Origin of the sequence: Pedobacter psychrotolerans (genome assembly GCF_004340665.1) — a bacterium.
Lineage (GTDB): Bacteria > Bacteroidota > Bacteroidia > Sphingobacteriales > Sphingobacteriaceae > Pedobacter > Pedobacter psychrotolerans.
Genome location: NZ_SLWO01000003.1, coordinates 605,028 through 618,876 on the forward strand (window position 1 = coordinate 605,028; position 13,849 = coordinate 618,876).

General features: G+C 39.3%; 12 protein-coding genes. All 12 read left to right on the forward strand.

All coding sequences use genetic code 11. The features are described from left to right. Nucleotides 1–90: 90 nt before the first annotated feature. The 12 genes from EV200_RS09990 to EV200_RS10045 are packed head-to-tail and all read left to right on the forward strand — an operon-like array spanning nucleotide 91 to nucleotide 13,841. Nucleotides 91–2,610: an SLBB domain-containing protein gene (locus EV200_RS09990; protein WP_132531855.1), complete on the forward strand. Its 2,520-nt coding sequence runs from the start codon at nucleotides 91–93 to the stop codon at nucleotides 2,608–2,610. A 3-nt stretch (nucleotides 2,611–2,613) separates the two neighbouring features. After that, nucleotides 2,614–3,678 (forward strand): GumC domain-containing protein, encoded by a 1,065-nt coding sequence (locus EV200_RS09995; protein WP_132531858.1) that lies wholly within the window; start codon nucleotides 2,614–2,616, stop codon nucleotides 3,676–3,678. Between the two features lie 3 nt (nucleotides 3,679–3,681). Beyond that, complete coding sequence (locus tag EV200_RS10000) at nucleotides 3,682–5,130, forward strand: flippase (RefSeq protein ID WP_132531861.1); 1,449 nt, start codon at nucleotides 3,682–3,684, stop codon at nucleotides 5,128–5,130. A 2-nt stretch (nucleotides 5,131–5,132) separates the two neighbouring features. Further along, nucleotides 5,133–5,951: a DUF5672 family protein gene (locus tag EV200_RS10005; protein WP_132531864.1), complete on the forward strand. Its 819-nt coding sequence runs from the start codon at nucleotides 5,133–5,135 to the stop codon at nucleotides 5,949–5,951. 31 nt (nucleotides 5,952–5,982) lie between these two features. Next, entirely contained in the window at nucleotides 5,983–6,960 is a 978-nt protein-coding gene (locus tag EV200_RS10010; RefSeq protein ID WP_132531867.1) for a glycosyltransferase family protein, read from the forward strand. Continuing rightward, nucleotides 6,957–7,898, forward strand: a complete 942-nt coding sequence (locus EV200_RS10015) for a glycosyltransferase family 2 protein (protein ID WP_165877906.1) — start codon at nucleotides 6,957–6,959, stop codon at nucleotides 7,896–7,898. The genes EV200_RS10010 and EV200_RS10015 overlap by 4 nt, the downstream gene beginning before the upstream one ends. Next, a complete protein-coding gene (locus tag EV200_RS10020; RefSeq protein ID WP_132531873.1) occupies nucleotides 7,899–9,200 on the forward strand; it encodes an O-antigen polymerase in 1,302 nt (433 codons plus the stop codon). It begins immediately after the preceding gene. Between the two features lies 1 nt (nucleotide 9,201). Beyond that, nucleotides 9,202–10,188 carry a glycosyltransferase family 2 protein gene (locus EV200_RS10025; protein ID WP_132531876.1) on the forward strand — a complete coding sequence of 329 codons (987 nt, stop codon included), beginning with the start codon at nucleotides 9,202–9,204 and terminating at the stop codon, nucleotides 10,186–10,188. Continuing rightward, nucleotides 10,185–11,231, forward strand: coding sequence for a glycosyltransferase family 4 protein (locus tag EV200_RS10030; RefSeq protein WP_132531879.1), 1,047 nt, complete (start codon nucleotides 10,185–10,187; stop codon nucleotides 11,229–11,231). The genes EV200_RS10025 and EV200_RS10030 overlap by 4 nt, the downstream gene beginning before the upstream one ends. Further along, on the forward strand, nucleotides 11,228–11,977 hold the full coding sequence (locus EV200_RS10035; RefSeq protein ID WP_132531882.1) for a glycosyltransferase family 2 protein: 750 nt from the start codon (nucleotides 11,228–11,230) through the stop codon (nucleotides 11,975–11,977). Before EV200_RS10030 ends, EV200_RS10035 begins: the two co-directional genes overlap by 4 nt. After that, entirely contained in the window at nucleotides 11,974–12,861 is an 888-nt protein-coding gene (locus tag EV200_RS10040) for an NAD-dependent epimerase/dehydratase family protein (RefSeq protein ID WP_132531885.1), read from the forward strand. Before EV200_RS10035 ends, EV200_RS10040 begins: the two co-directional genes overlap by 4 nt. Then, the gene (locus EV200_RS10045; RefSeq protein WP_132531888.1) at nucleotides 12,858–13,841 is read left to right on the forward strand and encodes an MraY family glycosyltransferase; all 984 of its coding nucleotides are present in this window, start codon (nucleotides 12,858–12,860) and stop codon (nucleotides 13,839–13,841) included. The genes EV200_RS10040 and EV200_RS10045 overlap by 4 nt, the downstream gene beginning before the upstream one ends. Nucleotides 13,842–13,849 lie beyond the last annotated feature (8 nt).

Consider the following 13,849-nt stretch of genomic DNA (forward strand, 5'->3'; position numbering starts at 1 on the left):
TGGGGTAACATTGCATATCAATATGATGGAAACTTGTATCTGAATGATTAAAAAAAAACATTCGTACAGATTTGCATAAACAACCTACACATGAAGTTTAAAAATTTACTTAAGGCAACTTTAATTTTTATTGCCTTTCTCTTTTCCCCATCCTTATATGCTCAAACCAATTATGCCGATGTAAAGGTTGATGAACTGAGTGATGCTAAAATCAGGGAGTTGATGCAACGGGCAGAATCTATTGGATATAATGATTCCCAGTTGGAGCAGCTTGCATTGGCACAAGGCATGCCACAAACAGAAATTGAGAAGCTTCGTTTAAGAGTGGATAAAATCAGAAAGCAGGACGGAACAGGGACGACCAATACGAATACCACCACAGGTCAGGCTGTGGCTAAGCCTTTTGTTGATGTTGAACGGTCAAGGGTAAACAGTGCACAAAGTAAGATTGATTCTCTTAAAAAAATTAATTCTGCTTTATCTGCGCAGGCTATAGCCAATGCCGACGAGCTTAATAACCTTAAAATATTTGGTGAAGAGCTTTTTGGCTCAGGTACACAAACGTTTGAACCTAATTTAAGAATGGCTACCCCAAAGAGTTATGTGGTAGGGCCTGATGATGAATTATTGATTGATATTACTGGTGATAATGAAGTCAGTTATAAATCAAAAGTGAGTCCGGATGGAACTATAAAAGTTCAATACGTTGGGCTTATCTCTGTTGCAGGTTTAAACATTGAACAGGCTACTTCCAAAATAAAGTCCTCCCTTTCGAGCACTTATCCCGCCATCAAATCAGGCAGAACTTCTGTATCCATCACACTTGGAAATATCAAAAGCATCACCATTACCGTAGTGGGTGAAGCCGTTAAGCCTGGTTCGTACACGGTATCTTCCTTATCTTCCTTATTTAATATATTAAGTAGTGCTGGTGGCCCTAATAAAAACGGAACTTACCGGAATATTCAGGTTATCCGAAATAATAAAATAATCTATGCTGTCGATATTTACGACTTCCTGTTAAACGGCATTCAAAAAGGTAATATCCGTTTACAGGATCAGGATGTGATCAATATCCCGGTTTATCAAAAACGTATCGCCTTATCCGGCAAAGTAAAACGCCCGGCTTATTTTGAAATTAAAGACACTGAAACCCTGGCTGATGCCTTACGTTTTGCAGGTGGTTTTTCTAATGATGCCTATTCAGCTCAAATTAAAGTGCTCCAAAATACCAACAGGGAGCGCAAGATTATAGATGTTCCAGAATCTGACTTTAAAATTTATCAGCCTAAAAACGGAGATAAGTTTATCGTGGAAAAAATTCTTGACCGCTTTGCCAACCGGGTTGAGATTGAAGGCGCTGTTTTTCGACCTGGACAATACGAACTGGATGATCAGCTCACGCTCAAAAGCCTGATTCAAAAAGCAGATGGTATTAAGGAAGATGCATTCCTGAATAGAGGATATATCTCCAGATTAAATGCAGATAACAGTTTAGCATTGGTATCTTTTGATTTGGGTAAAATTTTAGCAGGTACAGATCCTGATATTAAATTGCAGCGAGAAGATAAGGTGAGTATCAAATCAATATTTGAACTGCGTGAAGAATTCAGGGTGACGATACAGGGTGAGGTAAGACAGCCTGGAACATTTACCTACGCAGACGGTATGAATCTCGAATCTTTAATTCAAATGGCTGGCGGTTTTAGAGAAAGTGCCACGCCGAACAGAATTGAGATCTCCAGAAGGATCAAAAATAGCGATGCTACTTCGGTATCCGCGCAAACGGCAGAAGTATTTACCGTTAAAGTAGATCCTGATTTAAAACTACAGGACCAGGATTTTACCCTGAAACCATTTGATATTGTTTCCATCAGAAGTTCGGAAAGTTATCATACTCAACGTCAGATTAAAATTGAAGGTGAAGTGTTATATCCAGGTATTTATACCATCACCAAAAAAGATGAAAGGATTTCGGACATTATTAAAAGAGCGGGAGGATTAAGTCCTCTGGCTTATGTGGAAGGTGCATCCTTAAGGCGTAATGGTAAAGGAGATTTGCGCATGGATAGTTTGGAAACGAGAAGAGAGGAAAGGGAGAAGCTATTAAATCTACAGCGCTTAAAGCAATCGGGTGCCAGAGATACCACCAGCCTGGATAAAGACCTTGAAATATTAAGAAGTGATCTGGTAGGAATCGACCTTAAAAAAATCATGAATAAGCCGTTATCAAGAAATGACTTAATTGTAGAAAATGGCGATGTAATCAGGGTACCTAAAGAACTTCAAACCGTTCGTGTAACGGGTGAAGTTTTGAAACCAAACAGCATTGTTTACACCAAAGGTAAAAGTTTTACAGGCTATATTAGTGGTTCCGGAGGCTTTAGCTATAATGCCTATAAAAAAGGCGCATTTATTGTGTACTCAAACGGATCAGTTGCGGCCAACCGGAAATTTCTATTCTTCAATAATTTCCCACAGGTAAAGCCAGGCTCCGAAATCTTTGTACCTAAAAGAGCAGAACGTGAAAAGCTTAACGCTGCCACATTCATTGGAATATCAACAGGTATAGCCTCACTGGCTGCCATTATTGTCAGTTTATTACGTTAAGCCATGTCTGAAACCAATCATAAAGAAGTTACACTGAAGGAGTTAGCCATCAAAACGAATGAGTGGTTATCTTATCTCCGGTCAAAATGGTTCATCATCCTGATCGGTTGCTTATGCGGCGTTGTATTGGGGTACCTCTATGCCACTTATAAAAAGCCCAAATATGTAGCAGCCAGTACTTTTGCACTGGAAGATGCCAATGGAGGTGGAAGCCTGGGGCAGATGGCCGGACTGGCCTCAATGGTTGGTATCGAGATCGGTTCCTCTGGCAATGGTGGGGTATTTCAGGGTGATAACTTAATTGAATTATACAAATCAAGAAATATGATTCAAAAGTCGCTTTTAACTGAAGCGGATTTTAACGGGAAAAAGCAGTTGTTAATCGATCGTTATCTTGAATTTAATAACCTGAAGGCAAAATGGGCTGAACATCCTATTTTGAAAAACATCAATTTTAAGGTTAATAAAGATGAAAAGTTAAACCGGGCTCAGGATAGTATTCTTGGTGAAGTGGTGAAAGAAATTGGTAAGAATAATTTGGTGGTAACCAAACCAGATAAAAAACTGAGTATTTTAAAGGTTCAGGTTACTTCTAAAGATGAGTTATTTTCGAAGGCATTTGATGATGAGATTGTCAAAAATGTAAATGAATTTTATGTGCAGACAAAAACTAAAAAATCATTGCAGAACGTTGCCATTCTTCAGCATCAAACAGATTCTGTTAAGCGTGAATTAAATGGTGCGCTGGCTGGTATGGCTTCCTTAACAGATGCCAATCCCAATCCTAACCCGGCCAGGCAGATCTTGAAAGTGCCTTCTCAGCGGAGACAGGTGGATGCACAAGCCAATACGGCAATTCTGACGGAACTGGTGAAAAACCTGGAGATGTCGAAAGTATCGCAACGCAAAGAAATGCCATTGATTCAAATGATAGATGCACCGGTTTTACCCTTAACCAGACTGGCTACCACAAAAACCCAGGGTATGGTTACCGGTTTTTTTCTGGCAGGATTTTTAATGTCGGTACTGTTATTGGTGAGACGGGGATTTTTATTGATGATTAAATAATGCATGTCGGGCTTAAAGAAAAATATTGTCTTTAATACACTCTTATCCGTTTCTCAAATTTTATTTCCGCTGGTTACCTTCCCTTATGCGTCCCGTATATTGGGGCCTGAAGGCATGGGTGCTGTAAACTTTGCCGATAACTTTATTACCTATTTTCTAATTTTCTCTGCACTCGGTATTCCATTATATGGGGTAAGGGAAATTGCGAAAGTAAAAAATGATTCCATTGCACTTGGAAAAGTGTATTCTGAACTTATTTTTATTCATTTGGTTACCTCGCTGATTTCTATTTTGATTTTACTGGGGATCAGCTTATCCAGCAATAAACTGTTTGCCAATTTTGAGCTTTATCAAATTGGAATGGCCATTTTATTGGGGAATGTTTTCATTGCAGAATGGTTTTTCCAGGGGATAGAAAAATTTAAATACATTGCTATCCGAACCGTAGTAATCCGTTTGTTTACCATTGTATTGCTATTTGCTTTAGTGCATTCGGTTGCTGATCGGAATACTTATTATGCCTTAAACTTGGTTGCTACAGTACTTGCGGCGGCAACCAATATGTATTCGGTAAGTAAGCTGGTTAAGATTTCTTTTAAAGACCTCAAGCTCAAACATCACCTGAAACCTCTTTTTATTATTTTCTCCAATAGCATCATTACCACCATCTACCTGGTTTTTGACACCATTATTCTTGGCTTTTTAACGAGTGATGTGTATGTAGGTTATTATTCAGCCTCTATGCGCATTAGTAAAATTTCTTTAGCGGTTATCGGTGTTTTATCGGCTGTATTGTTGCCCAGGCTTACTGTAGCTTTCAAAGAGGAAAACTGGATAACAGCCAGGTTGCTCTTGCATAAATCCATCAACTTCGTGGTGTTTTTAAGTATCCCCATTGCCATGGGTACTTATTGTTTATCAGCAGAAATTATCCGCTTATTTGCCGGTGAGAAGTATTTACCCGCAGTCAGCTCCTTGCAAATCTTGTGTTTCATTGTGGTATTTGTGGGCATGGCACAGGTTTTTGCCCATCAGATTTTGCTGCCCCTGCATCAGGAACGGAAGATTCTATATGCCTCCTTATTTGGTGTTTTTGTCAGTTTGGGTTTAAATTTCTTACTGATTCCAATCTACAAGCAAAACGGTGCAGCCATTAGTTCACTGGCTACTGAATTTAGTGTAACCCTGCTCTTATTCTTTTTCTCTTTTAAGCTGTTCCGCGTAAAATTTCCAATTTTAGAAACTTTACAGGCCTTGGTTACTTCCGCATCTTTTTTTCTCATCAAAATGCTGGTTTTAAAAATCAGTGGTGTGCCCATCGTGGTGGTTATCATTACCGTTTTGCTCTCTGGCCTGGTTTATCTTGCCATGCAGGTATGGGTATGGAAAAATAAAAATGTACTGGAAGTATTGGCAGGCTTTGGACCTTTAAAATTCCTGCAAAAAATTTAGTTATGAAAGCTTGTGTGGTTATTCCGGTGTATACAGATCAGATTCGTTTATTTGAACAGATTTCTATGGATCAGTGTTTCCGGATGCTGGGTCATCACGACATTTATTTTATCATACCTAAAAGGTTGGAAGGCTTTATTCAGAATCATGATTATGTTCTTAGCCACCAGGCCCGATACAAAACTTTTGAGGATCATTTTTTTGCCGATATTCCGGCATATAACCGTTTAATGAAATACGATGGTTTATATGCCAGCTTTTTAGCCTATGATTTTATGCTGATCCATCAACTGGATGCCTTTGTATTTAGAGATGAACTGATGGAATGGTGTAAAAAGGGATATGATAATATCGGGGCACCATTGTTTGAAGGACATGATTTTGCCAAACCTGATAGTCCCCTGGTGAGTTTAGGTAATGGAGGTTTTTGCCTTCGGAATGTGAAGAAATGTTATGAAGTGGTGCGCCGGTTCAGGAAACTGAAGTTTACCCGCACTTTTGATGATGCCAACCGGCCATTTTACATTAATGTATACCGTTACATTAAACACCAGATGGTTTATATTTATTCCGGTTATCCTTTTCAGCCCATCATTAATGAAGATCTTTTCTGGTCAGAAGTTATTCCTCATAATTTCCCTGATTTTAAATTACCGGAAATTAATGAAGCCATGAAATTCAGCTTTGAAGTTAACCCAGAAGTGTTATTTGAAATGAATCACCATGAATTGCCCTTTGGCTGTCATGCCTGGTGGAAGTATAATTTAAGTTTCTGGCAAAAACACATCAACACCTTCGGGTATCATATTAACGTAGACTAAAGTTTTATAAAAATTTGCACATTTGTACTCTATGGGAATAAAACTTCGCTTGTTGCAATCCAATGATGAGGAATACTTTCTTGATTGTATTGATGAATTATACCGTACAATAGAGCAGGCACCCTCCAACTTTGATACAGCGCGAATCATGGTTAAACATTCCCGGTTTAAATCTTTCCTGGTTAGAAAACTCACGTTATACCCCTCTTTATTTAAAATACGCTTAAAATTTGGTGATCAGGCTGCTGTTAATTTCGTTTCGATGATCAGTGGTGATTTCAGGTTACTGATACCATATGCTTTTACTACCAAGTTGAATTTCGTTTACATGTATGATGTATGGCCAAGGTTTCACCGCTGGATTTTTCCCCTTCTGGATTTTTTCAACGTGCGGTATGTATTCTTTTCGTCTAAACAGGTGCTCGAAAATTTCAATCAAAAATACCCTAAAGTGAGGTGTAAGGCACTCTGGCTTCCTGAAGCGTTATCTGTTCAGGATTATCATTTCAATGCTTTTAGTGACAAAGATATTGATGTGCTTGAATTTGGCAGAATGTATGATGCCTATCACGATCAGATTGTTGGGCCATTGGCGTTAAAAGGGAAGCATCATGTTTACCGAAAGCCAGAGATGAAATTGCTTTTTCCTGATAAGCCGAGTTTTTCAGCGGCATTGGCGGCTGCTAAAATTGTGATCTGTGTACCGTCTAATATCACCCATCCAAATCGTGCAGAATACATCTCCTCCATGACTTTAAGGTATCTCCAGGCCATGGCGGCTAAGTGTTTGATTGTAGGGGTTTTGCCATCCGATATGGAAGAATTATTTGGCTATTCTCCGATTGTAGAAATTGAAATGGATCGTGCAGGAGACCAGATCATTGATATTTTAGCCCGTTATGAAGATTATCATGACCTGATTGAACGGAATTATCATCATGTAATCCGCCACCATCAATGGGAAAATCGTTGGCAGGTAATTCAAGAAAAAATACAGGAAGCCTTATGATCAAACCTTTAGTGAGTATCATTATACCCACTTTCAATTATGGGCATCTGATTTTAGAAACGCTGGAAAGTGTAGTCAAACAACGCTATGCTCACTGGGAATGCATCGTAGTAGACGATGGCTCCAGTGACGATACTGCCGAAGTGGTGGAGCAGTTTATTACAGCACATCCACAGTACAGCATCATTTTTCATCCGGTGGATAATGGCGGCACATCAGCGGCCAAAAATATTGGGATTGGTCTCGCAAAAGGAGCTTACCTCCAGTTTTTAGATGCGGATGATTTATTGAGTGAGGATAAATTGAGTGTTCAGGTGGGCATAGCGCAGCAGCTTGATGCAGGTCTGGTCTTTTCTAAATCGGTGTTTTTTATGGAAGAGGCTATGGGTCGGAAAGAAGTTCAGAAATATCCTGATGGCTTTTTGGCTACCGAAACCTTACATGATTTCAATCTTTTTAAAAGGTTAATCACCAATAATGTATTAACCATAAACAGCCCTTTGGTGAAAAAGGAACTGATTGTAGCAGCAGGGCATTTTGATCAGCATTTGAAAAACAACGAAGACTGGATGTTGTGGTTTAAGGTTGCGATGCTTCATCCGCATTTTATTTTCGATGGTGATCATCGTTCTGTAGCATTGATCAGGGTGCATGGCAATAGTGCCATGAACAATAAAAGGAACATGTTTTTAGGCGAAGTAGTGGTTCGAACCTATATGGATCAGGCCCTTTCTGCTTTGCATCATCCCAAAGAAATGGCAGCACTTAAGCAACTCAATCTGGATTTACTGGCCCTTCATGAAGTCAGATCACTTGGTGTTTCTAAGGGGCTCCGTTATATTTTCAGTAGTTTTGCAAAAAATCCTGTTCAGGGATGGCCATTGTTAAAACAAGGAATTTTAAAATTGAGTATCAGGATCTATAAAACAATCAAATAAATGGGCATTAAACCTTACATATTGATCCTGATCATTGGTGCACTGCTGTTTGTAGATGTGTACCTGTTGGTGAGGTATGCTTCCTGGGGCTGTACACTTGAAGAACTCATTCCTTTTGGTGCATTCCTATTGATCGCAGAAGGATTATCGGTATTCTCCATCATCCGCTTCGGACAAATGATTAACCCCTTTACCATTTACAGCATTTTCGTGTATATCGCCGGGTTTTCCTTTCTGATTCTTTCAGACAGGCAAATGGGCTACGAATGGCAGTTTGTTCTAATGATGGTTTTTAGTGTGGCCTTCTTTATCATCGGCGGTTTGGTTTCGATGAAAACATTTGCCTTCAGTTTCAAAAACTATATTCCTCCTTTAAGTTCGAGGATAAGCCTTGCTTTTTTATTACTGGTTTTTGTTGCGGGTATTGGGGTATTTATCATGGAAGTTGGCCAGCTGGGTTATTTACCTGTGTTGAATTTAGGGAATGCTGCTGTTTACCAGGATATTAATGAAAATGACGTTACACCCCTGCATAACTTCATCGTACTCAATTCGGTATTGCCTGCCATGTTCTATATTCTATATAAGAAAAAGACCATTCATTTCTGGCAGTTTTTAGCACTGAGTTTCGTTTGTGTTTTTATCATCCTTAACTTTTTCAGCCGGCAGATTATTGTACTGTTTTTCTTTTCCATGTTAATTGCCTATAGCTATTATAAAACGATTCCGCTGTTAAAACTCTTTTCTATTGGTGCGGCTTGTATCGTCTTGTTTATTGTGTTGGGCCAGTTGCGGGGAAGCTCAGCAGATGAGGATAAAGAAATGTCTGTTAATGAATTTTTAAAAGATTACGGCGACATCACCAAGCCAACCAATATCATTGAAACCTATCTTTCCTTGTATGGGGCAGTTAATTTTTCTTCGGGTAATGAAATTGTCAGCACCGCCTTACGGGATGATTATGTGAGTTATGGTGCCTATTCGGCCAGACCCCTTATTACGGTGTTGCCCATTGATAAAAATGCCATTTATCCACCATTGTACAGTTCTTATACTAAAATAGGTACTTATATCGTCGATCCGTTCCTTGATTTCAGGTGGTTTGGCGTAGTCGCATTGAATTTTCTTTATGGATTCTTATCCATGAACTCTTTTAAGAATTACATTGCTAAAAACGGTGAATATTACATTGTAGAATGGTCACTGTTTATCTTTTGTATTTTCATGTGTTCCTTTACCAATTTCTTTCACATGTTTTTTGTGGCCTTCTTCTTTATTGTAAACCGTTTGGCCATTAAATAAGATGAAGAAGGAAACTACACTAACGATCCTGATGGCTACCTATAATGGGGCAGCATACCTGGAAAAACAGCTGGATAGTATTTTGAATCAGACTTATCCCCATTGGGAACTGATTATCCGTGATGATCAATCTACTGATGACACGCTAAATATCATTAAAGCCTATTGCGAAAAGGATGAGCGCATTCAATGCATCCAATATGGTTTGGCACATGGTACAGCCTGCCGTAATTTTTCGGCGCTTTTTGACTGGGCTTATGAAAACAATAAAGGATATATCTTATTTGCAGACCAGGATGATATCTGGCTGGATCATAAGCTGGAACGGTCTTTAGCCGGCTTATTAACAAATGAATCCATTCATGGTACTGATTTTCCATTGCTTTGTTATTCTAACCTGAGCTTTATTGATGAGGAAGATCGTCGGATAGCGGCGCACTTACCCTTGCCTCCCCAACTCCGTTTACAGGTATTGATCAATGAGAACTATGCCTGGGGCTGTACGATGATTTTAAATCGGGCAGCAGTGCAGAAAATCAAGCACATTCCAACCGAATCTGTTAATCACGACTATTATGTGGCCTTGGTGATTGCTGCTTTTGGCCAGAATATATTAATCGATGAAGACCTTATTCTATACCGTCAACACCAAAAAAATGTTAGTGGAAATGTAGACAAAATGACCTTTATGAGTCGTTTTAACCGGTATTTTAAGGATACTGATTATATGCTGAAGCCGCTGGTAAATAACTATAACCTGGTGCATTCTTTTTTTAACCGCTACCGCAATGAACTGCAGGAGGATCAGGTAAAAATGATTCATGCCTTTCTTCACGATTATCAGAAAAGCTTTCCAGCCTTGTTTTTAGCCATGTGGAAGCATAAAATTTTCAAAATAGGATTCGGTAAAAATGTGGTGTACTTTTACACTTTATATCTCCTGAGGAAAAAGGTGATGGCACATGTTAAAGCTGGTAGTGCCCTATGAAAATACATTTCGATAATATCATTTATAGTTTACAGCGGGCCGGGGGGATTTCTACCTACTGGACAGCGCTGATCTACAGGTTATTAAGGGATCAGCATGATGTTTCCTTTACTGAACTGCCCCATCAAAATATTTCACGTGCAAGTTTAAATATCCCTCAACAGAACCTGATGCTTAGGGATGGCAGGCATATTTTATTTGATCGTTTTAAGGTATTGCCCTTATCAGCGGAGAAAAACCCTTTTATTTTTCATTCCAGCTATAACCGTACTACCCGAAATCCCAATGCCCGCCAGGTGATTACAATTCATGATTTTGTACACGAAAAGTTTTACAGTGGCTTACGCCGATACCTGCATCTCCATCAGAAGAATAAAGCCATCCGTACTGCTGAAAAAATCATTGTAGTGTCTGAACATACCAAAAGCGATTTGCTCCATTTTCATCCCTATTTAAAGGAAGAAAATATAGCCGTTATTTATAATGGTGTTTCAGCAGATTTTTATCCCATGGATGTGGTGCCAAATGACAATGCAAGGCCCTACCTGCTTTTTATCGGTTCAAGAGCCTATTATAAAAACTTTACTTTTGCTGTAACGCTTTTAGCTGAACTCCCTGATTTTGATTTTTGCATCGTTGGTGCTGGATTGACGGCTGCAGAAATCAGTTTACTGAATCAAAAAGTTCCTGGCCGGTGGAAAATGTTGACCAACATAGACAATGTTCAATTGAATCAGGTATATAATGAAGCATATGCATTAATTTATCCTTCTTTATATGAGGGTTTTGGTATTCCTTTGCTTGAAGTGATGAAAACTGGAACTCCTTTTGTAGCTTTAAGCAAATCTTCTATTCCAGAAGTTGCGGGAAATGCCGGGATTTTGGTAGATGAGCTCAACCTTGAAGCTTTTAAACAAGCTATTCTTGGTGTTCGCGGGAATGAAGCGCTGCTTAAAGCAAAGGGGCAGCAACAAGCGAGTAAATTTTCCTGGGAAAAATGTTATCAGGAAACCGTACAGGTATACCACAAATTAGGACAATGAAGATTTCAATCATCACCGTAGTATACAATAACCATCATACCATTAAAGCAGCTATAGACTGTGTTTTGGGGCAGTATTACCAAGATATTGAATATATCATTATTGATGGGAAATCAACAGATGGAACCTTGGATATTATTCGCAGTTATGGGGATTCCATCAGCCATGTCGTTTCGGAAGCTGATCGGGGCATTTATGATGCCATGAATAAGGGCATCGCTTTATGTAGTGGTGAGGTGATTGGAATTTTGAATTCAGATGATGTTTATGCACACCGTAATGTTCTGGGTGAGGTGATGCATTTTTTTGCCAAAGATCCGGCATTAAGCATGATTTATGGAGATCTGGTTTATGTCAAACATCATGATCTGAACAAGGTGGTCCGGAAATGGACATCTGAAAGCTATTACCCTGCATTTTTTGAAGATGGTCATGTACCGCCTCATCCTTCGCTTTTTATTAAGAAGGCTGTTTATAACCGGGTGGGCTTGTTTAATGTAAACATGCGTTTGGCAGCTGATTATGAATTTATGTTGCGGCTTTTTAAGCTTTACGATTATAAAAGTTTATACATCAACACCATTTTAGTTAAAATGCGCCTGGGTGGGGCCACCAATGCCAGCATTAAAAATATTATTCAGGGTAACCTGGAAATTTTACGGGCCTGGAAAATCAATAACCTTAAAGCCCCTATTTTGCTGATGCCAAAGCGAATCGTTAAAAGACTAATTCAATTTGCTAAATGACCATCATATTAACAGGTGCCAACGGATTTCTGGGCAGGGCTATTCACCATCATTTTTCTGCTGAAACGATCATCAGGCTAGGCAGAACTCAGGGTGAGCTGATTGCTGATCTTGAACAAGAACTTCCAGCACTTCCCGTTGCAGACCTGGTTATTCATGCGGCAGGTAAGGCACATTCGGTGCCCAGAACAACTGAAGAAGGCGCAGCTTTTGAAAACGTGAATGTGGGTGGCACCCGTCGATTGCTTCAGGCCTTAAGTCGTGGAGTTCGTTTGCCCAAATATTTTGTATTCATCAGTTCCATTGCCGTATATGGCCTGGAACATGGGGTCTTAATTGATGAAAATCATCCTTTGGAAGCTACTGATCCCTATGGGAAAAGTAAAATAGCAGCTGAATTATTAGTGGAAGCGTGGTGTAAAAAAAATCAGGTTGTTTGTACCATCTTGCGGCTGCCTTTACTAGCAGGAGAAAATCCTCCGGGTAATTTACAGGCCATGATTAAAGGCATTAGCAAAGGTTATTACTTTGACATCAAAGTGGCTAATGTAAAAAAGAGCATGGTACTGATTGAGGACGTGGCTGTTTTTATTGAAAAAATTTACCAGGTGGGCGGCACCTTCCATTTAACCGATGGTTATCATCCAGGATTTAGTGAAATATCAAGCCTGATTGCCAAACAGCTTGGTAAAAGAAAGCCCAGGGCCATACCTTATGGTTTAATTAAGGCCATTGCTTACATCGGTAATTTTTTAGGCCCAAAATTTCCTGTCAATAGCCGGAAGCTGGATAAAATGACGAATACTTTAACTTTTACAGATCAAAAGGCAAGAACGATCACCAATTGGCAACCCAAATCTGTTCTTGACCATTTTAAAATATGATTGATTTTACGCTGATTTTATTTACGGTTGTACTGTTTGGTGTGATGCTGGTTTACCTGCGTATTGCAGATCAAAATAACATTATTGACCGCCCAAATGCCCGAAGTTCTCATTCCATTCATACCATCAGGGGTGGGGGAATCATTTTTCCATTGGCTTTGCTTCTGGAATTTGTATTTTCCGGATTTGAATATGGATGGTTCATATTGGGTTTAGTATTGATCAGTACCATTAGTTTTTTTGATGACCTCAAACCGCAGAAAGCCAGGTTGCGCTTCAGTATCCACCTGCTTGCCGTAGCGTTCATGTTTTACCAGTTACAGCTTTTCTATTTCCCCTGGTATGTTATTATGCTGGCCTTGTTTTTTGTCATCGGAAGTATTAATGCTGTCAATTTTATGGACGGCATTAACGGAATGACCGGAGGTTACGCTTTACTTACCCTGCTTACCTTTTATTATGTAAACTTCAATATCATTTTCTTTATTGATGACAGGCTGCTTCTGGTGGCCATCATTGCGGTAGTGGTGTTTAATTATTTTAATTTTCGTAAGGTAGCCAGGTGCTTTGCAGGTGACGTCGGCAGTGTGAGTATTGCTTTTATCATTCTCTTTTTTATGCTCCAGCTGATTTTGGTCACCCAAAACTTCAGCTACATTTTACTGATGCTGATTTATGGTTTGGATGTGGTCACCACCATGATGTTCCGAATCATCAGAAGGGAAAATGTTTTTGAAGCCCACCGAACCCATTTTTATCAATTCCTGGCCAATGAGAAAAAAATTCCCCATTTAGGGGTTGCCCTGGCTTATGTAATGGCACAATTGCTGGTGAACATCTGGGTAATTTACTGGTCTGTAAACAAAATATCTTATCTTGCGCTTGTTTTAGTGATAACAGGTACGTTTATTGTAGTGTGCCGATTGATGATTCAAGGCAAAAGGCAATTGATTGATCGCACCCCCGTAGAAAATAGTTAGAAAAGACT

Excerpts from the sequence above, each read along its gene's own strand:
- EV200_RS09990 (WP_132531855.1), top strand. The coding sequence starts at position 91 with ATGAAGTTTAAAAATTTACTTAAGGCAACTTTAATTTTTATTGCCTTT.
- EV200_RS09995 (WP_132531858.1), top strand. The coding sequence starts at position 2,614 with ATGTCTGAAACCAATCATAAAGAAGTTACACTGAAGGAGTTAGCCATC.
- EV200_RS10000 (WP_132531861.1), top strand. The coding sequence starts at position 3,682 with ATGTCGGGCTTAAAGAAAAATATTGTCTTTAATACACTCTTATCCGTT.
- EV200_RS10005 (WP_132531864.1), top strand. The coding sequence starts at position 5,133 with ATGAAAGCTTGTGTGGTTATTCCGGTGTATACAGATCAGATTCGTTTA.
- EV200_RS10010 (WP_132531867.1), top strand. The coding sequence starts at position 5,983 with ATGGGAATAAAACTTCGCTTGTTGCAATCCAATGATGAGGAATACTTT.
- EV200_RS10015 (WP_165877906.1), top strand. The coding sequence starts at position 6,957 with ATGATCAAACCTTTAGTGAGTATCATTATACCCACTTTCAATTATGGG.
- EV200_RS10020 (WP_132531873.1), top strand. The coding sequence starts at position 7,899 with ATGGGCATTAAACCTTACATATTGATCCTGATCATTGGTGCACTGCTG.
- EV200_RS10025 (WP_132531876.1), top strand. The coding sequence starts at position 9,202 with ATGAAGAAGGAAACTACACTAACGATCCTGATGGCTACCTATAATGGG.
- EV200_RS10030 (WP_132531879.1), top strand. The coding sequence starts at position 10,185 with ATGAAAATACATTTCGATAATATCATTTATAGTTTACAGCGGGCCGGG.
- EV200_RS10035 (WP_132531882.1), top strand. The coding sequence starts at position 11,228 with ATGAAGATTTCAATCATCACCGTAGTATACAATAACCATCATACCATT.
- EV200_RS10040 (WP_132531885.1), top strand. The coding sequence starts at position 11,974 with ATGACCATCATATTAACAGGTGCCAACGGATTTCTGGGCAGGGCTATT.
- EV200_RS10045 (WP_132531888.1), top strand. The coding sequence starts at position 12,858 with ATGATTGATTTTACGCTGATTTTATTTACGGTTGTACTGTTTGGTGTG.